11 protein-coding genes are annotated in these 22,916 nt (G+C 46.0%); 9 read left to right on the forward strand and 2 right to left on the reverse strand.

Annotated features, from left to right (window positions below; genetic code table 11):
* Positions 1-11: 11 nt before the first annotated feature.
* Positions 12-1,820 (reverse strand): glycoside hydrolase family 15 protein, encoded by a 1,809-nt coding sequence (locus FHS86_RS10005; RefSeq protein ID WP_429412869.1) that lies wholly within the window; start codon positions 1,818-1,820, stop codon positions 12-14.
* A gap of 266 nt (positions 1,821-2,086) precedes the next feature.
* Between FHS86_RS10005 and FHS86_RS10010 the strand changes: the two genes are divergently transcribed.
* Complete coding sequence (locus tag FHS86_RS10010; RefSeq protein WP_429412870.1) at positions 2,087-4,294, forward strand: bifunctional alpha,alpha-trehalose-phosphate synthase (UDP-forming)/trehalose-phosphatase; 2,208 nt, start codon at positions 2,087-2,089, stop codon at positions 4,292-4,294.
* Between the two features lie 4 nt (positions 4,295-4,298).
* Here the strand turns inward: FHS86_RS10010 and FHS86_RS10015 are convergent, their stop codons facing one another.
* The gene (locus FHS86_RS10015; RefSeq protein ID WP_429412872.1) at positions 4,299-5,243 is read right to left on the reverse strand and encodes a hypothetical protein; all 945 of its coding nucleotides are present in this window, start codon (positions 5,241-5,243) and stop codon (positions 4,299-4,301) included.
* Between the two features lie 141 nt (positions 5,244-5,384).
* On the opposite strand from FHS86_RS10015, the gene FHS86_RS10020 reads away from it, so the two are divergent.
* The 8 genes from FHS86_RS10020 to FHS86_RS10055 all read left to right on the forward strand — a co-directional run bounded on the left by FHS86_RS10020 (position 5,385) and on the right by FHS86_RS10055 (position 22,842).
* The gene (locus FHS86_RS10020) at positions 5,385-6,302 is read left to right on the forward strand and encodes an ABC transporter ATP-binding protein (RefSeq protein ID WP_429412874.1); all 918 of its coding nucleotides are present in this window, start codon (positions 5,385-5,387) and stop codon (positions 6,300-6,302) included.
* 11 nt (positions 6,303-6,313) lie between these two features.
* A complete protein-coding gene (locus FHS86_RS10025) occupies positions 6,314-7,657 on the forward strand; it encodes an ABC transporter permease (protein ID WP_429412876.1) in 1,344 nt (447 codons plus the stop codon).
* A gap of 224 nt (positions 7,658-7,881) precedes the next feature.
* Positions 7,882-8,769 carry an ABC transporter ATP-binding protein gene (locus tag FHS86_RS10030; protein WP_429412878.1) on the forward strand — a complete coding sequence of 296 codons (888 nt, stop codon included), beginning with the start codon at positions 7,882-7,884 and terminating at the stop codon, positions 8,767-8,769.
* A 49-nt stretch (positions 8,770-8,818) separates the two neighbouring features.
* Positions 8,819-12,169, forward strand: coding sequence for a golvesin C-terminal-like domain-containing protein (locus FHS86_RS10035; protein WP_429412880.1), 3,351 nt, complete (start codon positions 8,819-8,821; stop codon positions 12,167-12,169).
* Between the two features lie 64 nt (positions 12,170-12,233).
* Entirely contained in the window at positions 12,234-13,718 is a 1,485-nt protein-coding gene (locus FHS86_RS10040; RefSeq protein ID WP_429412882.1) for a TolC family protein, read from the forward strand.
* Positions 13,719-13,767: 49 nt separating this feature from the next.
* Entirely contained in the window at positions 13,768-14,823 is a 1,056-nt protein-coding gene (locus tag FHS86_RS10045; protein WP_429412884.1) for an efflux RND transporter periplasmic adaptor subunit, read from the forward strand.
* A 151-nt stretch (positions 14,824-14,974) separates the two neighbouring features.
* Complete coding sequence (locus FHS86_RS10050; protein WP_429412886.1) at positions 14,975-18,064, forward strand: efflux RND transporter permease subunit; 3,090 nt, start codon at positions 14,975-14,977, stop codon at positions 18,062-18,064.
* 71 nt (positions 18,065-18,135) lie between these two features.
* Entirely contained in the window at positions 18,136-22,842 is a 4,707-nt protein-coding gene (locus FHS86_RS10055; RefSeq protein WP_429412888.1) for an efflux RND transporter permease subunit, read from the forward strand.
* Positions 22,843-22,916 lie beyond the last annotated feature (74 nt).

The raw sequence follows: 22,916 nt of genomic DNA on the forward strand, positions 1-22,916 counted from the left end.
CTGTTTTTTTGTCAGTGAATGAACTCAAGCAGCAATTCTTCTTCGGTCTTTTCTCCCTGAGTAAGGTTAATGGCTGTTTCAATTAAGGCCAGATGGGAATAAGCCTGCGGAAAATTGCCCAACAGGCGCTTGCTGTCAAAATCGATGTCTTCGCTGAACAGTCCCAAATGATTTGAATAGCCCAGTAATTCTTCAAATTTCTTTTTGGCTTCCTCTTTTCTTCCAATTTTTATCAGTGCATTGATGAGCCAGAAACTACAAATTGTAAAAGCCGATTTAGGTTCTCCAAAATCATCCTTGTTGCGATAGCGGAACATCAGCCCTTTGTATTCAAGGTCCTTCTGTACGGCTTCGACGGTGCTGACATATTTGGGGTCGGAGCCGGTAATGAAACCATAGCTTTCCATGAGCAGAACCGATGAATCGAGTTCTTCTGAATCGTAGGCCTGGGTAAAGGCCTGCTTTTTTTCCGACCATGCATTCTTCATGATGTCGTCGTGAATTTCCTTGCGCAGGCTGATCCATCTTTTCAGGTATTTGCTTTGGTTGAGCAGCGCAGCAATGCGCAGGGCGCGGTCGATGGCTGTCCAGCAAAGTACCTTGCTAAAAGTGAAATGCTTGTCTTCGTTTCGAATTTCCCAGATTCCCTTGTCGGGTTGGTGCCAGTTTCGTGCTACTATTTTTACCACATTGCGAACCAGTGTCCATAGCTCTTCACTGTTCATCAATGAGGTTTCGTGTATCTTAAAATTCTGATAAATCACATCGAGCAGGATGCCGTAAATGTCGTTTTGCTTTTGTTCGTAGGCTGCATTTCCGATTCTGACGGGGCGCGAATTTTCATAACCCGACAAATGATCGAGCTCATATTCAGTCAGGTTCTTTTCGCCATTAATGCCATACATGATCTGCATTTTTTCATCCTTGTCGGGCATGATGTTAATAATGAAATTCAAATAGCTGCGCGAGATGCTGTTGTGTCCCAGTTGTTTCATCACCTTTACCACCATTGAGGCATCCCTGATCCAGCAGAAACGATAGTCCCAGTTACGAACTTCGCCAATGGTTTCGGGCAGCGATGTGGTGAGGGCCGCCAGCACGGCACCGCTCTTCTGAAAGCTCAGTAGTTTTAATGCCAGGGCACTGCGTTGGATTTCATCGTTGTATTGGGTATAGGTTATGGTGCGGTTGATCCAGTTGAGCCAGTATACTTTGGTTCGCTGAAGTTTCAGGTAGGCACGTTCGGTCGACTGTTTCAGTAATTTCTGATGGTAACTGATCAGGCAGTAATTGTCCTCGCTGAGTTTGATTGCTTCGCCGGCAACGATTTTTTCCCTGTCGAAATCGGTATAAAAGTACATTGAATCATAAACTCCTTCGGAGGTGTACGATTTAATATAGCCTTCATCGACACGATTAAAGGTTTCATGACGGGCATATTCAAGCTTCGGGTTGTAGCGTATGCTTAACTCGGGCTGCCCCTCGATGAGTTTAAAATAGCGAATCAGATCGGGCGGAAAATACCGTTCCTTTGAGCCGTCGACCTTATAGCGGGGCATAAAGTCGTGTACTTCAAAAATACCATCTTCACAGGTGAAACGGGTTTTCAGTATGTTGGTACTTTTAACGTATTCCTGATGTATGCTGATAGGTTTCAGTGGCTTTATTTCAAAACTTCCACCTTTTTCCTGATCGAGTAGGGCGGCAAATACCGAAGGCGAATCAAAATGGGGAAGGCATAACCATTCAATGGTTCCATCTTCAGAAACCAGGGCCCCCGATTGACAATTTCCTATAATTCCGTAATTCAGATTATTCATGCTTAAAATTAATAAAATGACTCACAATGCAACGACCTGTTTTGATAAAACAAAGCTAGTTCATCTCTCGTTGCAATAAAACGCTTTTCGTGTCGAACTTTATACTTAAAGTTGACCACTGCAATGTTATCTTATATTAAATATGACTGGCTTTTCCCTTGCAATAAAGGAGAAAATGTTTATTTTAACAAGATCAGATATCAAATAAACATATTCCTTATGAAAAGGTTATGATATCAGCATTGCCAAAAATTAAAACTGATACGATGAACAGAATTCATATTTTATCTAACCGCTTACCATTTAATGCCGAAAAGGTAGACAACGATTTCGAACTAACTCCGAGTGTAGGAGGCCTTGCCACCGGAATGAAATCGATCTATAAGAATTACAAGGGCAACTGGATTGGCTGGCCGGGCTTACCCATCGAACAATTTGAAGCCGATGATGAGCAGAAAATCGATCGTGCACTTGAAAAAGAAGGTTGTGTAACGGTTCACCTGCATCAGAAGGAAATCAATAAGTATTACGAAGGATTTAGCAATAAAACGATTTGGCCACTTTTCCACTATTTTAACGAGTTTGTTCAGTATGAGCACGAAGAGTGGGAGGCCTATGTTCAGGTTAACCAGAAATTTGCCGATGCAGCCCTTAGGGTGCTTGAAGAAAATGATATGATTTGGGTTCACGATTATCAGCTAATGCTGGTTCCCGGAATGATCAAAAAAATGCGTCCCGATGTAACCATTGGGTTCTTTCTTCACATTCCTTTTCCTTCGTTCGAGGTTTTCAGAATTCTTCCCTGGCGGAAAGAAATCATAAGTGGTATGTTGGGCGCCGATTTGCTGGGCTTCCATACCTATGATTATGAACGCCACTTTTTGAGCAGTGTACGCCGTTTGTTGGGGCTGGAAATCAATTTCAACCAAATTCATACCGAGAACCGGATCATTCTGGCCGATGCCTTTCCAATGGGGATCGATTACAGCAAGTTTAGTAAGGCCTCTATCAACGTTAAAAACAAACTCATCCAGGAGAAATCAGAACTTCAGGTTGAACTGGAGCGTTATTTTTTAAATGCTCCGCAACGAAAGCTAATTCTGTCGATCGACCGGATGGACTACACCAAAGGCATTCCCAACCGGCTAAAGGCTTTTGCCATGTTCCTCGAAAAATACCCGCAGTACCGGGGCAATGTAAGCCTGGTAATGCTGGCTGTTCCTTCGCGCGGAAAGGTTGAACAGTACAAAAAGCTGAAAAAACAGGTCGATGAACTGGTGGGCTACATCAATGGCCGCTTTGGAATGGTGAACTATAATCCCATCTGGTATTTCTATCGTTCGTTGCCCTTCGAAAATCTGATTGAACTATACAATGCCTGCGATGTGGCGCTGATTACTCCGGTACGCGACGGAATGAACCTGGTTGCCAAGGAATATGTGGCTTCGAGGGTCAATAAAAGCGGGGTGATTATCATCAGTGAAATGGCCGGTGTGAGTAAAGAAATGGGGGAAGCCATTATTATCAATCCCAATAACTTCAACGAAATTGCCGAGAGCATTTACAATGCACTTGAAATGCCACTAGCAGAACAACGCGAGCGCATGGAAATAATGCAGAAACGACTCAAGCGGTACGATGTGTTTAAGTGGGCCGGCGAATTTGTTAAATCGATGGAGAAAATCAAGACCATACAACATCAGTTCAATACCAAAAAAATTACTGCCCGGGTGCAGCAGGATATTGCTCAGGAATATGCGAAGGCGGAAAAGAGGGCTATTTTTCTCGATTACGACGGTACGCTTGCCAGTTTTAAAACCAATCCCCAAGCCGCCAGTCCTGATGTTGAAGTTCATCAGCTGATCAAAAAACTAACCGGTGACGAGCGAAATGAGGTAACCATTATCAGCGGTCGAGACCGGGCTACCCTTGAAAAATGGTTCGAGGGTCACGATATCAACCTGATTGTAGAACATGGTGTTTGGACCAAAGTAAGGGGCGATGAATGGCGAATGCTCTACCAGATTAATGCCGACTGGAAGGAGAATATCAGGCCGGCGCTTGAAAATTTTGTCGACCGTACGCCTGGCTCATTTATCGAAGAAAAAAATTACTCACTGGTTTGGCATTACCGCAAATCGGAACCCGAACAGGGTGCTTTGCGCGCCAACGAGCTGAAAGACGAGCTGACCAATCTGATTGCCAATCATAACCTCGAAATCATGGAGGGCAACAAGGTCATTGAGGTGAAAAGCGGTGGGATTAACAAAGGTGCTGCGGCCGTGCGTTTTATCGGCGATCGCAGGTTTGATTTCATCCTTGCCGTTGGCGACGACTGGACCGATGAATACATGTTCCGCGAACTGCCCGAAAATGCAGTAACGGTGAAGGTTGGGATGGTAAATACAGCAGCCCGCTTTAAGGTTGAATCGGTTGCAGGTGTGCGCAGCCTTTTAAAAGCACTGACTCAGTAAGCAACTACCACTTTCGTTCGGGTGCTTTAAAATGATAAATCACAGCCAGACGAAAAGTTTGATAATGATAATCCTGAAAACCGGTTTGATATTCAGCAGCAATGTTGAAGAGCTTGCCGGTTTTTTTGATGCGCGTTCGCAAAATCCGAGGATCATTATGACCCTGTATGGCTCCTTCGCCATAAATGCCGTTCAGGTATTTGTAGGCATCGTAACCATTGTACCCTCCGTATTCGGTGTATAAGCTCAGCCACTGGTTTTTCAGTTCTATTCCCAGTTCAATAACTGCCCCTTCATCCTGGGCCATTTCTACCTTATTGGTTTGCCATACATAAAAACCCGTAAGGCCGGCGATTCTGATTTCGCTAAGCCATTTTGACGAAGTATAAAAGCTTTTTCCGAAAGCCATGTAAAAATAGTTCATTCCTGCATTGGTATAGCGGGCATGGTAGTTGTCGCCGGTGGTGGTTTTCAGGGTGTAATTCAGCACCATGTCGGGCAGGTAGATCTTGTCTTTCAGCAACTGAATGTAAGTGCTGATAAGCAAATCGCCAGCCACGGTCGTCCAACCTTCATCGCGGTATACTACTTGTCGGAAGTCGCGTACCTGGTTTGAGCTTCTGAAAGTTTCGCTGGGTTGGCCCCATATTTCAACGGCAGCACGGCCGGGAGCAATGTTCCAGTAATACCTGAAAAATGAGTTAACAGCTGTATCGCCGGTCATTTGGTGATAATGGGCACCCAGTTCGAGCTTCGATTCGTAACCCACCCGGGCATAGTCCATTCGGGGAACCAGCAAAGCATTGGGGCCCATTTTGCCGGGAGCTATCTGCAACCATTGGGCCATGTGTCCGCCTCCAAAATTAATCCACTCGCTTTGATCACTTGTTTGAGAAAAAAGCCACGCTGGTAATAAAAGAAGGAACAGAAAAAAAGCGCTTTTATGCATGATGTTTAGTTAAGTAGTGCAAAAATAGAAATTGCAGGCACATTTTTCTACACGAAATGCGAATGATTATTACTTTCGTTTGTAACAAAAATTCAATAACACTGACCAATTAAACAATTATAAAAGCAAAGCACTAAAACAATGGAATTCTTTAAAGCAGAAAATGTAAGTAAACGCTATTCGGGACATCAGGCGCTTACCGATGTAAGTATCTCTATTGAGCAGGGCCAGGTATTTGGATTGCTGGGCCCCAATGGTGCCGGAAAAACCACCCTCATCCGCATCATCAATCAAATTACGGCGCCCGATGAAGGACGCATCTTTCTTGAAGGCCGTCCGTTAAAATCGACCGACATTTATAACATTGGGTATTTGCCTGAAGAAAGGGGGCTGTACAAGAAAATGAAGGTTGGTGAACAGGCACTGTATCTGGCACAGTTGAAAGGACTTTCACGTCGTGATGCACTGAAAAAGCTCAAGTTTTGGTTCGAGAAATTTGAAATTCAGGGCTGGTGGGATAAAAAGCTCATGGAGCTTTCGAAAGGGATGCAGCAAAAAATCCAGTTTGTATGTACTGTATTACACGAACCCAAACTGCTCATTTTTGATGAACCCTTCAGTGGTTTCGACCCCATTAATGCCAACCTGATTAAACAGGAAATACTCTATTTACGCGAGCAGGGTGCAACCATCATCTTTTCAACCCACAACATGAGTTCGGTCGAAGAAATTTGCGATCATATTGCCCTGATCAATAAATCGAAAAAAATTCTCGACGGGAACATTCACGATGTAAAAGCCCGTTTCAAGACCAATACCTACGATGTAGTGTACAAGGGGAATTTTAACGAAATAACCAGCAGGCTTGGGGCCGCTTTCGATGTATTGTCGCACGACGAAGGAAAACATTTTAACCAGCTTACCGTGAAACATCAAAATGGTGCGCAAAACAACGAAATGCTGAAGATGATCATGTCGGTTTCCGAAATTGTATCGTTTAGCGAGCGCATACCAAGTATGAACGAAGTATTTATTAACGTAGTAGAAAGCAACAACTAAACCCGAGCGCAATGAATAAGATCATACTCATTTTTAAACGTGAATATTTAATAAGGGTTAAAAAGAAATCGTTTTTAATATTGACCATTTTAACCCCCTTGTTATTTGCAGGCATTATGTTTCTTCCGGCTTATCTGGCTACGCGCGATAGCAAGGAAGAACACAAAGTGGCCGTATTGGACCGTTCAGCGCTTTTTCTGGGAGAACTCGAAGACGCTGCATCCACTCAGTTTCATTTTATTCAAGAGGAAGAGTACAACGAGGTAAAAGATCATCTGAAGGACAATGAATACTATGCCTTGCTCGACATTCCCGAAAACATTGTAAACATCAACCGGGTAAATGTGTATTCGCACAAACAGATCAACCTGGATGTGAAGTCTCATATCGACAGGCAGCTGGAGCAAATTCTTGAGGACCAGAAGCGTGCCGAACTCATGAAGCGCATTGGTATTGCCGATCTGGAAAACCAGCTTCAGAATACAGAGACCCGTATTTCGGTCGAAACCATTAAGTTAAGTGAAGGTGGTGAAGCCAAAAAAGGCTCAACCGAAATTGCCATGGGGGTTGGCTATGCAGCCGGTTTTCTGATTTATATGTTTGTATTTATATACGGAAACATGCTTATGCGTGGTGTGCTCGAAGAAAAGCAAAACCGGATTGTCGAGGTCATTATCTCATCGGTAAAACCCATTCAGTTGATGATGGGAAAAATTATCGGACTTGCTGCAGTCGGTCTTACCCAGTTCCTTATCTGGATCATCCTGATGGGAGGTATTTTCATTGGTGCAAAATCGATGTTTGTGAACGAAGATGCCATGCAGCAAATGGTTCAGGGCGAAAGTATCATGATGGCCGGAGGGGGCGAAGCTGCTGAAATGGTACAGGAAATGGCTGACGATAAAATGGCCGAGATCATTTCACAAATCGAGGCGGTTAATTTTACGCAGATCATCTTCTTCTTCCTCATTTATTTTATTCTGGGTTACCTGCTTTACAGCTCTTTGATGGCCGCCGTGGCCTCGGCTGTCGATTCGGAAGAGGACATGCAGCAATTTATGTTACCCATCACCATTCCTTTGGTTGCGGCCATCATTATTTTGGCCAATGTAATCAAAAACCCTGAAGGGCAGCTGGCTTTCTGGGCTTCCCATATTCCTTTTACTTCGCCCATTATTATGATGGTGCGTATTCCGTTTGGCGTGCCATGGTACGAAGTGCTTATTTCAATTGGCATTCTTGCAGTTTCGACTTACGGGGCCATTTGGATTGCAAGTAAGATTTACCGCACCGGAATCTTAATGTATGGTAAAAAGCCAAGTTGGAAAGAATTGGGCAAATGGTTGAGGTACTAAGGTAATTTTAAGACAAAAAATAGAAAGGGCCGGACATTGTGTCTGGCTTTTTTCTATTTCGAAAGCTGTTTTAGCTGTTCAGTTACCGATTCATAAGTGCCTTTGGCCGATCGCTTGTAAATTATCAGGGAAATACTTGCTTTATTTAACACTTTTAATCAAATGCTGGTTAAACCTTTCATCGGTCGACCAATCTAAAAACGTGACGTTAAAACAGTACCAAAGTGAAAATCTCAATTCAGGACTTATCAAAAATTTATGGCAACGGTCATAAAGCCCTTAAATCGGTCAATCTCGAAATTGAAAACGGGATGTTTGGTTTACTGGGGGCCAACGGAGCCGGCAAATCAACACTGATGCGCATTTTGGTATCGTTGATGAAGCCCAGCGAGGGCAAAGTGCTGGTCAACGGAATGGATCTATCGAAAAACAGAAAGGCCATTCGCTCAATGACCGGTTATCTGCCTCAGGATTTCAGCGCCTTCCCAATGTTAAAAACCTGGGAGTTTCTTGATTATTCGGCCAGGCTGGCAGGGGTGAAAAATAAACGCACCCGACGCGATGCCGTTGATGAGATGCTCGAGGAGGTGGGACTTTACGAAGCCCGCGAGCGCTATGCCAATAAACTATCGGGCGGTATGAAGCGTCGCCTGGGGATTGCACAAGCCTTAATTGGCGATCCGCAGATCATCATTGTTGACGAACCAACTACCGGGCTCGATCCCGATGAGCGCATCCGTTTCAGAAACCTGCTCACCCGCATCAGCAGTCGCGACGTGATCATTTTACTGAGTACACATATTGTAGGCGATATTTCGAGTACCTGCAATCAAATGGCACTTTTACGAAATGGAAAGGTGGTTTATAATGGTTCGCCCGAAGAACTGATCGACAAATCGAAAGGCCGCGTGTGGCGCATTCATGCTTCGCACGAGCAGTTCGACGAGGTGAATGTAAATTTCAATGTCATCTCTACCATCCCTTCAGCGGGAGGATGGGAGCTTGAAGTAGTGGCCGATTCAGTCAATGGCTATCAGGCCGAAGCCATCGATCCGAACCTGGAACATGCTTATGTGTATTACATGGAACACTATATTGATACGGTATTGTAACAGCAAGCAAAGCAACAAATAACAAGCTAACGCCTAACAGTTATTGGCCATGATCTCATTCGAAAACATTACAACCATTTCCAGGTACGAGCGTAAAATTTTGTTGCGCAGCTGGTTCTTCCGCATTTTTGCCATTCTGTCCTTGTTCATTATTGGCATGTACAGTGGTACTATGTTGTTCAATTTTAATCCTTTTACCTGGAGTTTCAGAAGCATGCCATCGTCCATGATTTATGCCAACATGTTTCTGCTTAATATTTTTCAATCGGTTATTGCCGTTTTTTTGGCGACCGATTTCATGAAAAGGGATAAGAAACTCAATACCTCCGAAGTTCTTTTTATCAGGCCAATGACTAACGGAGAATACCTGGGCGGTAAAACACTCGGCCTGATTTCGGTTTTTATGTATTTAAACCTGTTGGTAATGCTGCTTACCTCAATTATGCTTATCATTTCCGATCAGGTTGAATTTCAGTTGTTGCCTATTCTTTTGTATTTCCTGCTGGTAAGCATTCCTTCGCTGGTTTTTATTATCGGTCTTTCATTTTTTGTAATGAACCTGATCAAAAACCAGCCCATTGCCTTTATTCTTTTATTGGGATACATTGCTCTGGTATTGTTTTACCTGGGCGACAAGGTCAATTATCTGTTCGATTACATGGCCTTTGTAAAACCACTTCCTTATTCCGACATCATTGGCTTTAGTAATCCTGGCGATGTGTTGATTCACCGGCTCAGCTATTTTTTACTGGGCATTGCCTTTATCTTTTTTACCAGCTGGCGACTGAACCGTTTGCCCAATAAACAATATGCGGGCACTTATGCGGCCGTACTGATGCTCGTTTTTGCCCTCCTGGCCGGTGCCGGCTTCTTTCAACTGTATAAGCAACACCGGCAAACCATTGAAATGCGCGAACAGTATTCAGTCGTCGCATCCGACTGGTACAAGCGGGCTGTTCCTCAGTTAAAAGCATGCAATATCGAACTGGAGCATGCCAAAAACATGAAGGCCTCGGCCGAAATGCTTTTATTCAACGATACAGGAAGTACACTCGATACGCTTTTTTTCACCATTAATCCAGGCTTTAAAGTTGAAAGCGTGAACATAGCCGGTGAAGAAATTGCCGAATTCAGTCAGCGGCTTCAATTGGTATTTGTTCCCCTGGAGCGTTTCATGACCAATGGTGAAGAGTTAACGGTAACAATTCATTACTCCGGGCTTCCTGATCAGCGCATTGCTTATCTCGATACCGATGATGAAGATTTTCTGGCATACGATCGTTTCATGAATTTACGCATCGACCGGCAGTATGGCTTTTATTCCGATGACTATGTTTTGCTGACCAAGGAATTGTTGTGGTATCCTTTGCCCGGAGTTTTTTACGACCCGCTGCGTCCTGCAATTTTCAGCCAACAGTTTACCCGTTTTAATTTGAAGGTGAAAACCTCGAAAGGCTTGCTCCCGCAATCGCAGGGCAGTCGAACTAGTAGCGACAGTCTGACTTACGAATTTGAAGTACGCGATCCGTTGCCTCAGTTATCGCTGGCCATCGGCAGGTATGTTGAAAAGAAAATTGATCTCGACGGCATCGCGGTTAAACTGGCGCACATCGAGGGGCACGACTTTTATACCCGGCATTTGTCAGCACTTCAGGATACCCTGAGTGATCTGCTTTTTGAATTTCTCGACGATTATGAACGCCCTCTGGGCCTGTACTATCCCTATCAGAATTTTTCACTGGTTGAAGTTCCGGTACAGTTTGCCACACAGGCCCATACATGGACATCGGCCCAGGCGCACAATCAGCCGCAAATCATCCACTATCCCGAATGGGGTTTTAATCTGCGTCAGGCCGATTTTAAATCGAGCGCACGCCAGGTGGAGCGTAATAGCGAACGAAATAACGAGGGCCTAAGCGAGGCGGAAATACAGGCACGCGTATTTACAGGATTTCTGCGAAGTACCTTTGCTGCCGAAGATGCCGATATGAGGTTTGGTCAGCAGGACGGGCAGGCAGGCAAGGCAAATCCATACAGTATCTTTCCAAATTACTATTACTACGTCAATTACATCAGCTCCGACGAATGTCCGGTAATTAATTATGCCTTCGAAAGTTATTTGATGAAGGGAGAGGATAACCCCCGGCAAATGTTTATGTCGCGTATGTCGGGACTGGGCGATAATGAGCTGGCCAATCAGTTGTTGAAAGAGCGGAGTCTGAAACAAATCATTGCTGAGGTAGAAGACCAGCAGGATATTGCCCGGGTGCTCAGGGCCAAAGGCGCTTATTTGCTCACCTGGATGGAAAAGCAAATCGACGATCCGCAATTTGAACAATACCTGCTCGACTACCTGTACAACAACAGCTACCGGAATATCAGCTACGAAGAACTGGCCGCTGATTTGTCGAAGCGCTTCGATACCGAAATGGGCAGTTTTATTGCCGACTGGTACAACACAACGGGTTTGCCAGCCTTTGGTGTAGGCACCTACCAGGTGTTCGAAACCATCGACCAGTCGCAGGCTGTATTTTTGGTACGGACCAAAGTGACCAACTACAGCGATGTTGACGGAATGGTTAAATTCACCTTCCAAACCGGAGGAGGGGGTGGTGGCCGTGGCGGATTTTTTGGCGCAGCTGCCGAATCGGAGCCCGAAGAACGAATCTATCTGGTCGATGCCGGGCAAACGAAAGAAATACAGATGCTGCTTTACGAAGCACCCCGTTCGGTGATTTTCAATTCCCTGCTTTCCGAAAACATTCCTTCGAGTATGATGCAGTTTGGGTTGAATGCCGAGAAAAACAACAAGCTGGCAGCCGAAGAATATGAGCGGGTGGTCGATCAGCCGGTCGAACTTTACAACGAAAACGAACTGATCGTTGATAACCGCGATGCCGGTTTTACAAGCTACGATCCGGCACTCGAAAATCCTTTACGCAAGTTTGTTGAAAGCCGTAAAAAAGAAGAAAGCTCCGAATTTGTGGGGCAGGGCTTTGGGCAGGCACCGGCCAGTTGGAGTTTGAGTCCCGATGCCGGTTTCTTTGGAAAAATAGAACATTCGGCCATGATCATTCGCTCGGGCGATGGCAGCAAAAAGGCCAGCTGGAGCATTGCCTTGCCTGACGAAGCCTACTACGATGTATATGTGTACCTGAATGCGCCACGGCGTTTCGGCCCCCGACGTGGCCGGGGTGGCGACGATGGAAGCTATCACTACATCATCCCTCATGCCGACGGTACCGAAGAAATAGAACTCAAAGTAGATGATTTTGAAGACGGATGGAACCTGCTGGGCTCGTTTTACCTCTCGGGCGACAGTGCCATGGTAACGCTTACCGATGCTGGTGGAGCAAGCCGTGTGGTAGCCGATGCCGTAAAATGGGTGAAGCAGAAATAAACATTGATCCCGATAATTAATAAAAATGCCTCGCAAAGGATGAAAGAAAATTAATATGAATAAGATGAATACTAGCAAATGGTTTTTTATGCTTGTGCTTGTGCTGTTCTTTCAGCAAAAAGGTACAAGCGCACAGGAGCTTTATACCCTTGAGCATACCCTCGAAGTTGCTTATGAAAACAGTCCGGCCATTCAGCAATCGAAACTGAACCTGCTTAGGAGCCGCGAATCACTGAATGCACAAAAAGCAGCCCTCAAATCGAGGTTTGCACTCAATGTAAGCCCCTTTACCTACAGCAATCAGCGTGAATATTCCCAGGACTTTCAGGAATGGCGAACCTATGAGAACATGGGATCGAACGGTACTTTCAGTATTTCGCAGCCCATTAAGGCAAGCGACGGTACCCTGAGTCTGGTGAACCGTTTTGGTTTTCAGAGCAGCGCACTCAACGACAATGATCCGGTCAATTCGTTTAGCAACAACGTACAGTTACGTTTCGATCAGCCCATTTTTACCTACAACCGCACCAAGATGAACCTGCGTGAACTCGAGCTCGATCTGGAAAATTCATTGCTGAGTTATGCCATGCAAAAGTTGAACATCGAAATGCAGGTAACACGTTATTTCTATCAGGTTTATCAGCAGCAGCAAAGTTTACTGATCAGCCGTGAAGAGCTCGACAACCAGCAAAAATCATTCGACCTGATCAAGAACAAGGTGGAAGCCGGTTTAGCTGCCCGCGAAGAATTATGGCAGGCCGAGCTAAACCTTGCCAATGCCCGCTCGTCGGTTTACAATGCCGAAGTGTCACTTGCCAATGCCAAAGACGAATTGAAGCAAACCATCGGCTTGCCGCTCGAAGATGAAATGGACATCATCGCCAATGTTGAGGTGAAAACCATCGATGTGGAAATGGCCGATGCCATCGACTATGCGCTGAAGCAGCGGATGGAATTACGTCAGCGCGAAATCGACATCGAAAATGCACGTTTCAATCTTATTCAGGTCGATGCCAATAATGAGTTCAAGGGAAATGTATCCCTGGCGGTAGGACTATTTGGAGATAATGAAGAAATTGGAAAACTCTACGATTCGCCCACCGATAACCAACAGGTGGCCTTGTCGTTTGAAATCCCGCTTTGGGACTGGGGACAAAAACAGTCGAGCCTGAGGGCTGCTGAAGCTTCGTTGAAAATGCAGGAGCTAAATTTTGAAAACGAAAAAGTATCGATCAAATTAAATATCCGCCAGATTTACCGCGATTTACAAAATATGATCAACCAGATTGAAATCGCGCAAAAAAGCATCGAAAATGCACGCCTGACCTACGAACTGAATCTCGAAAAATACGAAAACGGCGATTTGACGGGGATGGACCTTAGCCTTTACCAGAACCAGCTCTCATCGCAAAAAAATGAACTGACCAATGCACTCATCAACTATAAGTTGGGACTCTTGAACATGAAGATTCAGACGCTCTGGGATTTTGAAAAACGGACGAGCATTGTGCCTTCGGTTTATTCTCCTGAATTTGAAGACATCAATTAGTAACAGTTAAATAAGAACAGCAATGAACTACCACATAAATCAAACAGCAATGAGATTACAAGTATTCGTTTTGGGCCTGGCCCTGTTGCTCCTTGCCTCTGCTTGCCAAAATCAGCAGTCAACACAGGGAGCCGATGTAAGTGTACCGGTAAGGGTAAACGATGTGAAAAAGAAAAGCATCTACAACACGCTGGCAATTAACGGCACTGTTTCGCCCGAGGGAAGCATTGAGCTGAGCACCGAAGCCGAAGGAAACTACCGGCTGATGATCAATCCCGCAACGAATAAACCCTTTAAAATGGGCGATCGGGTGAAGAAGGGACAGGCATTGGTTCAACTCGAAAACAAGGAATATGAACTGAGTATCCGCATGGAAGCCAAAAAGCTCGATCTGGAAAATGCCCGACAGGAATACGAAAAGCAGCAATCGCTTTACGACAAAGGCGGGGTAACCCTGCGCGAATTGCAAACTTCGGAGCTGGGCTATTTGAATGCCAAATATGATTTTGAAAATGCCGAATTGCAAATGAAGAAGCTGGTGGTGAGTGCCCCCTTCGAAGGAGTGATTGTTAACCTGCCTTATTTTACACCCGGAGTGAGGGTGCCATCGGGAACACTGGTCGCTTCGGTCATGAATTACAGTTCCCTTTTACTAAATGCCGAATTTCCCGAGAAATTTATTGCTACAGTCACACTGGGGCAGGAGGCCTTTGTAACGAACTATAACCTGAAAGACGATACTTTAATGGCGGTCATTACCGAGCTCTCACCGGCCATTAACGAAGCCACCCGCACTTTCAAGGGCGTGCTTGAAGTTAAAAACCCCAACCTGCTGATGCGCCCCGGAATGTTTGTCAAAGCCGAAATTGTGGTGGAAAAACGCGACAGTGCCATTGTGATCGACCGCGACGTGATTCAAAACAAGCGGCGTGGCAAGGTGGTGTTCATTGTTGAACGCAATGCTGCCGTTGAAAAACCAATTAATACCGGTATCGAAACCGATACGGAAGTGGAAATTCTTAGCGGATTGAATACTGGAGAAAAACTGGTGGTTGAAGGTTACGAGATGCTGTCGAATCGTACCAAGGTAAAAGTTCAAAATTGAAAAAAATTAGATCAAAGATAAGAGACCGAAGACTTAAGACCTGTAGCTTGAATGGTGTGAACTGTGATGTAACTATGTCTTATGAATCACAAGTATCCTCATCTTCAATTTCATGTCTTGGCCTTTACTCTAACATCTAATAGCTGAAAAGATGAAGAAATTAACGCAATTTTCGGTCAACTACCCGGTTACGGTGTTGATGATGGTGATGGCTGTTTTGTTGCTGGGCTACATCTCATTCTCACGGCTGGGAGTTGACCTGTTTCCCGAACTAAACAATCCCCGCTTGTACATCGAAATGGAAGCAGGCAACCGTCCGCCCGACGAAATAGAAAACCTCTTTGTTCGTAACATCGAAGCGCAGGCCATCAGGCAGAGCGATGTGGTGAATGTATCGTCGCTTAGCCGCGTGGGCTATGCCACCATCACCGTTGAGTACAGCTGGGGCAAGGACATGGATGAGGCTTTTCTCGACCTTCAGAAGGCCATGACCACCTACGCCCAAAATATAGACATCGATGCCATAAGCATAACTCAGTACGACCCGAATGCCATGCCGGTCATGGTGGTTGCGCTGAAAAACGACAAACTGCTCAACCTCGACGAAGTGCGCAAGGTGGCCGAAAACTACATCCGAAATGAGCTGATCAGGCTCGAAGGAATAGCCGATGTAAAACTGGCCGGCGAAGAGGTGGCCGAGGTTCTTGTTGAAACCAATCCCTATTTGCTCGAAGCATACGGAATTACCGCCTCAGAGCTGAGTCAGAAAATACAAAGCTATAACCGCAATGTGTCTGGCGGATCGATCGAGGAAAACGGAGTCAACTTCAGTGTGAAGGGGCTGAGCATGATTAGCTCGCCCGGCGATCTGGAGCGTATCATCGTTGGCATGAAAAGCGAAGAACAAATCGACGGATCGGTGGCAAGCGTACCCGTGTATCTTTACGATGTAGCCTCTGTTTCAGTTCAAAATAAAGAACCCGAAACCATGGTGACCCTGAATGGGGAGCGTTGTATTGGCTTGTCGGTGTACAAAGAGCCCCGCTACAATACGGTGAAGGCTGTAAAAGCACTGAACGAAGCCATGGATGACATCGGCAAAGCCTTGCCGGGTTACGAATTTACCGTGGTAAAAAACCAGGGAAAATTCATTAGTGGTGCCATTAAGGAAGTACGACAATCGGCATTGGCCGGCATCTTACTGGCCATCGTGGTGCTGTTTGTTTTCTTAAGACGCATTAGTACCACCCTGGTCATCAGTATTGCCATTCCCGTATCAATTGTGGCCACTTTTACCCTGATGTATTTTCAGGGACTCACCCTGAACGTAATGACTCTGGGTGGTCTGGCCCTGGGAGCGGGGATGCTGGTCGATAATGCGATCATCGTAATGGAAAATATTTATCGCCACATGGAGCGCGGTAAGAGTGTAGTTCGTTCGGCCATCGATGGTGCTGCCGAAGTGGGGGGAGCCATCACGGCTTCTACCTTAACAACCATTGTTGTTTTCCTGCCAATTGTTTATTTGCAGGGAGCTTCGGGCGAGTTATTCAAGGACATGGCCTGGACAGTGGCCTTTTCGCTGCTTTCATCGTTGGCAGTTGCCATTCTGGTCATTCCTGTTCTGGTAAGTAAACTGTTTGGAAAGAAAGCCAAAGCACCGCAGGCAAAATCAATTAAAATGAAATGGTATCCGCAGGTACTGGAGTGGTTTCTGCGTTATCGCTGGGGAGTGATCGTTGTAGCAGCAGTGCTTACCGGGGCTTCGATGCTCCTGATTCCCCGCATTGGAAGTGAATTCATGCCCGGTGCCACATCCGATAATTTTACTGTAGAATTTGAATTGCCCGAAGGTTCGTTATTGAAAACATCGGGCGCCACGCTGGAAAGCATCGAAAGCATGATACACGATGCCATGGGTGACAAAATTGCATCGGTGTACACCCAGGTGGGCGAAGTGGCTGCAAGTGCAGGCGGAACTAGTCTGAGCAGTGAAAATAGTGCTTTAATGTATGTGAGCCTGAATGCTGTCGGTGTTGAGGCCTATGACCAGGTGATGCAAACATTCAGCAACATCATGGCGGCCAACAACGAGGTGGCTTTTACCTTTAAACAGGAAGAGGGTAGCCTGCAGTCGACCCTTGGAAATAACGAAGCTCCTTTGGTGGTTGAAGTGGTGGGCGAAGATCTTGAGATCATCAGCGAGGTAACGGCCCGCCTGAAAACCGTTACCGAAGGAATGAATGGCTTGTACAATGTTGAAAGTTCCATCGAAAACGGAGCTCCCGAAATTGATATTTACATCGATCGGGTTCAGGCAGGTTATTTTAATCTTACGGTTGAGCAAATTATTTCGCAACTGCAAAACCGTCTCGAAGGGCTTGATGCAGGTCAGTACGACGAAGGAGGGGAGATGCGCGACATCACCATCAGACAGCCAAAGCTGAGCAAAAAAGAACTGGAACTGCTGGAGATTACCAGTGGAGCCAACAAATACCGACTGGCCGATGTGGCCATTATTACCGAAGAACAGCTTCCGCGCGAAATTCACCGCAGCAATCAGAGCAGGGTAGGAAAAGTAAGTGCCTATGTTGATGAATCGGTGGCTTTCGATCATGTAGTCAGCAGCCTCGAGGAGAAGATTGCCGAATTGCCCATTCCCGATGGCTATCGCATACGCATGGCCGGCGATGAAGTAAAACGTCGTGAATCGATGGAAGGTCTGACTTTTGCACTCATCCTGTCAATCATACTTGTTTACATGGTGATGGCCTCTCAGTTTGAATCGCTGATTCATCCGTTTACCATTTTGCTCACCATTCCGCTGGCCATGGTAGGTGCAGTACTCACCTTCTTTTTCCTCGGAACACCGCTTAACATTATGGCTTACATTGGGATGATTATGCTGGCGGGTATCGCGGTGAACGACTCGATAATTCTTGTAGATACAGTGAATCAGCTAAGACGAAAGGGCATGGAAAAACGACTGGCCATCGTTCAGGGTACCCTGCAAAGAGTTCGGCCCATTATCATGACCAGCTTAACAACCATACTGGCCCTGTTGCCACTGACCTTTGGCTTTGGCGAAAGTGCCGAGCTGCGTTCGCCCATGGCCTGGGCCGTAGTTGGCGGATTGATCACATCGACCCTGCTGACTTTGGTTGTAATCCCTTGTGTTTACGATGTGATGACTAAAAAGGAAATAGTCAATAGAAAGAAGGAAATGGTCAATAGTCATTAAGAAAGTTTTCTAATAACTTTTTCCTTAGTGACTAATGACTCTTTTTTTCAATGACTTATAAAACATAAAATATGGATTTTATTATCCGCAGAAGAACACTGATCAGCATGGTTTTTTTAGCCATGGTGATGTTGGGGATCATCTCGTACAATAAGTTGTCGATGGAGCTGTATCCAACGCCTGAGTTGCCCACCATGGTGGTGATGGTGAACTCGACCATCGAGGTGGATCCGGGTTACATGGAAAAGCAGGCCATTATTCCGCTCGAAGGAGCCATTGGTCAGATGGACGGTGTGGAGGAAATCAGCTCGATGGCTACCCGGCGAAACGGAACCATCGAAATTACCTTCAACGAGGGGGTGAATCTGAAGTATGCGCAGTTGCGCCTTCAGGAAAAGCTGAATGAGGTGAAAGCCGAAATTCCAGCTGAATTTATGATTGTGCTCGACAAGGTCGATTTGCGTGCCATGCTCAATCAGTTCATGAGCATTCAGGTGCTGGGCGAAGGTGGTGTTGACCGCTTGCGGAATGTAGCTGAAAAGGAAATTCAGGATCCGCTGCTGAATATCGACGGCATTTCGAGTGTGAACATCTATGGAGGAAGAGAAAAATCAATCGAGATAGAAATTGCACCCGATGTGGCCGAAGCCTACGGACTTACCCCGGCTCGCATTCGCCAGTTGCTGCAAAGTGGACATAACGAGCGGACTTTTGTGGGCGAAGTGTACGATGCCTCGGCACGCTACTATGTGAATGTGTCGGCTGAGTTCAAAGATATTTCAGACATCGGGAAGGTGGTTGTCGACCGCACTTCGGGCATCCTGCTCAAGGACATTGCCACCATTACCTTCGGAACCAAAGAGGAAACATCGTACAGCAGGGTGAATGGCATGGATGTAATTTCGATGGTACTAATCAATGACAACACAGCCAACCTGATTGACCTGTCGCACCGCACCCGCGAAGTGATTGATGAGCTGAACCGGCAGCTGAAACCGGTGGGCGTTGAGTTGCTGGTGCAGAGCGACTCGGCCGAAACAATGGAGAAGAACATCGACCAGATCATCGAGCTGGCACTGATTGGCGGAATACTGGCGGTGATCATCCTGTGGTTCTTTCTTCGGAACATCAGGCTGGTATTTACAGTAGCACTTTCGATTCCCATTTCGGTGTACGCTGCCTTCAATTTCTTTTACGCTTTTGGTATTACCCTCAATAGCATAACCCTGGTAGGAATGGCACTGGCCATTGGCATGCTCATCGATAACAGCGTGGTGGTACTTGAGAACATTTACCGGCTGGCGGGGCGGGGGGTGCCTGTACGCGATGCGGTGGTGAACGGGACCCGCGAGGTTTGGCGCTCGGTTTTTGCAGCCACGCTCACCACTGTTTGCGTGTTTCTGCCTTTCCTGTTTACCGACGACATCATTGTGAAATTATTCGGAAGACAAATCGGTGTTTCCATTGTCTCGACCCTGATGATCTCTTTTTTGGTGGCACTCTTGCTCATTCCCATGGTGACCTATTTGATTTTGAGGCGGGAGAAACAGCAAAACCGTATGGCCATTTTTGAAAAAGTATCAATCAGAAACCGTATGGTACAGGTGTATCTGCTCTTGCTGAAAACGGCCATGCGTAATCCGGTGACGACCATTATTAGCGGCCTGGTGGTGTTTTTTGCCACGCTTTTGATAAGCCTGGCCACGCAAACGCAAAGCCTGCAGGAAGTCGAGAACAACCAGATGAACCTTTACGTGACCATGGACTCGGGGGCTACCCTCGAAACCACCGACGAACTGGTGACTGGTCTTGAAGAAGCACTGATGGAACTGGCCGAAAGGGATTTTATCAGTAGTAAAATTGAAGAAGAAAGTGCGGTAATTACCCTGGTTTTAAAAGAGGATTTTGGAAAAATAGCGGGTCGTGATTTCCAAAGTATCCGCGGTGAAGTGGAAAACATCATGGATGAACACGATCGAGGTGCCGAAATCGACTTTGAACAATCAGCCGCCAGTGAACAGTCGGGTACCGGTGGTGGCGGCATGCGTCAGGGCCAGCGAATGGAGCGGATGATGGGCATTGGATCGAATCAGGAACGGGTAATCATCAAAGGGGAAGATTATACCATGATGGAAAAGGTGGCCGACGATATGGAAGATTATCTCGAAGACATGGACCAGATTGGCCGTGTACGCGATAATCTGGCTTCGAACCGTCCTGAAGTGCATCTCTTGTTCGATCCCGAAATGACCGGCCGAAACAATGTGAGTATGACCAATGTGATGAGTGAATTGTCATCGTTCAGAAAAGAAGTAGAATCGGGCTTTTACTATCAGCACAACAACGAAGAATATGCCATCGTTATTCGTACCGACACGGTGAAGGAACTAACTCCCATGCGAATGACTGATCTCGAAGACCTCGAAATTCAGAACAGCGAAGGCTCAATCTTTGCATTACAGGATATTTCGCGCATTTACTATAGCCGTGGAATTTCGCGCATCAACCGGCTGAATCAGGAAAAAACCATCGAGCTGACCTATAGTTTCGATGATGAAATCACCGGCGATAAGGATTTACTCGAAGGGGCCCGTACCGAAGTTGATAATTTGGTGGCTTCGATCCCAATGCCTGCCGGTATTGCCGTTGAGGTGGTTCATGAGGAAGACGATTTTGCTGCTTACTATCCACTGATAGCACTGGCTTTCTTTTTGATTTACATGATTCTGGCTTCGGTTTTTGAGTCGTTTGCCACTCCGTTTGTAATGATGTTCTCGATCCCGCTGGCGGCAATAGGTTCCCTGCTTTTACTCATCGCATCGGGCAACTCCTTATTGTCGGCCAACACGCTTACCGGCTTTATCATTTTACTGGGGGTGGTGGTGAACAATGGCATCATCCTGATCGACTACAGCAATATTCTGCAAAAGCGCGGTTATCGGCGTCAGCGTGCGCTCATGATGGCCGGACTGGCACGTTTGCGTCCCATCATGATTACAGCCATAACCACCATTATTGCCATGTTGCCGCTGGCCATGGGCAAATCGGAGTATGTGGGAATCATAGGTGCCCCCTTTGCTTTAACGGTAATTGGCGGACTGGCTTTCAGTACAGTACTTACATTGGTATTTATCCCGACTTTTTACTCGGGCTTACATAATGCGCTGGCCTGGTTCCGCGATTTGCCCGTGTGGCTCAAGTTACTTCAATATGCTTTATTTGCCGGAGGTGGTTTATTTATTTATCTCGAAGTGAACAGTTTTATCTGGCAAATGGTGTGTGCCATTTTACTGATTACCCTGGTGCCTGCTATTGTATGGTTTATTCTGAACAGTTTGCGAAAGGCAAGCGAAACCAGCATTCCTGTCGATGATGACATTGTGATACGAATACAGAATTTGGTAAAAGTATACGACCGTCCGGGGCGCTTTGTGCGTGAATGGCGGGGTGGAAAACAGTTGCGCACCCATTTTAATGAAGCCAAAAACTATCGAAAGTTTTCCGATTTGAATGAACTGAGCTGGAAGTTACCGCTCATTGGCTTTGCTGCCTACATGGCGTTTTTCTATGTTGAAAAGGGATTTTGGAAGTTTGCCTTTCTTTCGGCCGTGTTTTTTATGGTAATGGATGTAATAAATGTGCTGAAACTTTGGCGTTCGGAAGGTAAAAGTGCCTGGCGGATAGTGAAACTGGCCAAACAGTTGTGGCATTGGTTGTTTCCGCTGGCTGCTGTAGCCTATCTCTATCTGAGTTACGAAAACATTGGTGGCTCCATTGTTCTGTTGTTGCTCATCTATGCTGCCCTGCTTATCGATGCTGTTTCAAACAAAATTCATCGCGAACATATTAACGTGAAGCGACTGAAAGGCCGCCACCGTGAATTACGTCGGGTATTGTTCCAGTTTGTATTGTCGATTCCGATAATTGGGAAAAAGCAGCAGCCATTTAAAGCACTCAAAGGGGTAACACTCGAAATTGGCAAGGGAATGTATGGTTTGCTGGGGCCTAATGGTGCCGGTAAGTCGACACTCATGCGTGCCATTTGCGGCATTAATCAGCAAAGCTACGGCAAGGTGTGGTTCAACAATATCGATACCGACCTGAAACGAGAGGAATTACAGGGACTAATTGGTTATCTGCCGCAGGATTTTGGAATGTATGAAAATATGACGGCCTGGGATTATCTGCAATATCAGGCGATTCTGAAAAAACAGAAAAACCCTGAGGAAAGAAACAAAAGGGTGCAACAAGTACTCGAAAGTGTTCACATGTGGGAGAACAAAGACAAGAAGATCGGGTCGTTTTCGGGTGGAATGAAACAGCGCATCGGAATTGCACAGGTACTTTTGCATTTGCCCAGGGTACTGGTGGTTGATGAACCTACTGCCGGCCTTGATCCGCGTGAAAGAATCCGTTTTAGAAACTTGCTGGTTGAGCTCAGCCGCGAGCGCATTGTTATTTTTTCAACCCACATTATCGAAGACATTGCCAGTTCGTGCAAGCAGGTGGCCGTACTCCGAAAGGGCGAGGTTCAATATATCGGATCGCCACGCAATATGACCGATGAAGCCGATGGGCATGTATGGCAGTTACAGGTACACGAGACTGAATTTGAAGCGTACACTAAAAAATTCAATGTGGCACATCATACTAAGGAGGGACACATGGTAAAACTTCGGATTGTGTCCGACGGACAGCCGCATCCTGAGGCGACAGCAATGGCTCCCAACCTCGAGGATGCCTACCTGTGGTTACAAAAGGGGAAGAAAGTAAGCTAGTGTAAGTTAAAGAACACCGATGCTGATTACAAGTGTTTTCAATTTCATTAATGAAGAAAAACATGAGATCATTT

The sequence above is a fragment of the Roseimarinus sediminis genome, assembly GCF_050433125.1.
GTDB classification, from domain to species: Bacteria; Bacteroidota; Bacteroidia; order Bacteroidales; family Prolixibacteraceae; genus Roseimarinus; species Roseimarinus sediminis.

Excerpts from the sequence above, each read along its gene's own strand:
- FHS86_RS10020 (WP_429412874.1), top strand. The coding sequence starts at position 5,385 with ATGGAATTCTTTAAAGCAGAAAATGTAAGTAAACGCTATTCGGGACAT.
- FHS86_RS10010 (WP_429412870.1), top strand. The coding sequence starts at position 2,087 with ATGAACAGAATTCATATTTTATCTAACCGCTTACCATTTAATGCCGAA.
- FHS86_RS10025 (WP_429412876.1), top strand. The coding sequence starts at position 6,314 with ATGAATAAGATCATACTCATTTTTAAACGTGAATATTTAATAAGGGTT.
- FHS86_RS10035 (WP_429412880.1), top strand. The coding sequence starts at position 8,819 with ATGATCTCATTCGAAAACATTACAACCATTTCCAGGTACGAGCGTAAA.
- FHS86_RS10015 (WP_429412872.1), bottom strand. The coding sequence starts at position 5,243 with ATGCATAAAAGCGCTTTTTTTCTGTTCCTTCTTTTATTACCAGCGTGG.
- FHS86_RS10050 (WP_429412886.1), top strand. The coding sequence starts at position 14,975 with ATGAAGAAATTAACGCAATTTTCGGTCAACTACCCGGTTACGGTGTTG.
- FHS86_RS10005 (WP_429412869.1), bottom strand. The coding sequence starts at position 1,820 with ATGAATAATCTGAATTACGGAATTATAGGAAATTGTCAATCGGGGGCC.
- FHS86_RS10055 (WP_429412888.1), top strand. The coding sequence starts at position 18,136 with ATGGATTTTATTATCCGCAGAAGAACACTGATCAGCATGGTTTTTTTA.
- FHS86_RS10045 (WP_429412884.1), top strand. The coding sequence starts at position 13,768 with ATGAGATTACAAGTATTCGTTTTGGGCCTGGCCCTGTTGCTCCTTGCC.
- FHS86_RS10040 (WP_429412882.1), top strand. The coding sequence starts at position 12,234 with ATGAATACTAGCAAATGGTTTTTTATGCTTGTGCTTGTGCTGTTCTTT.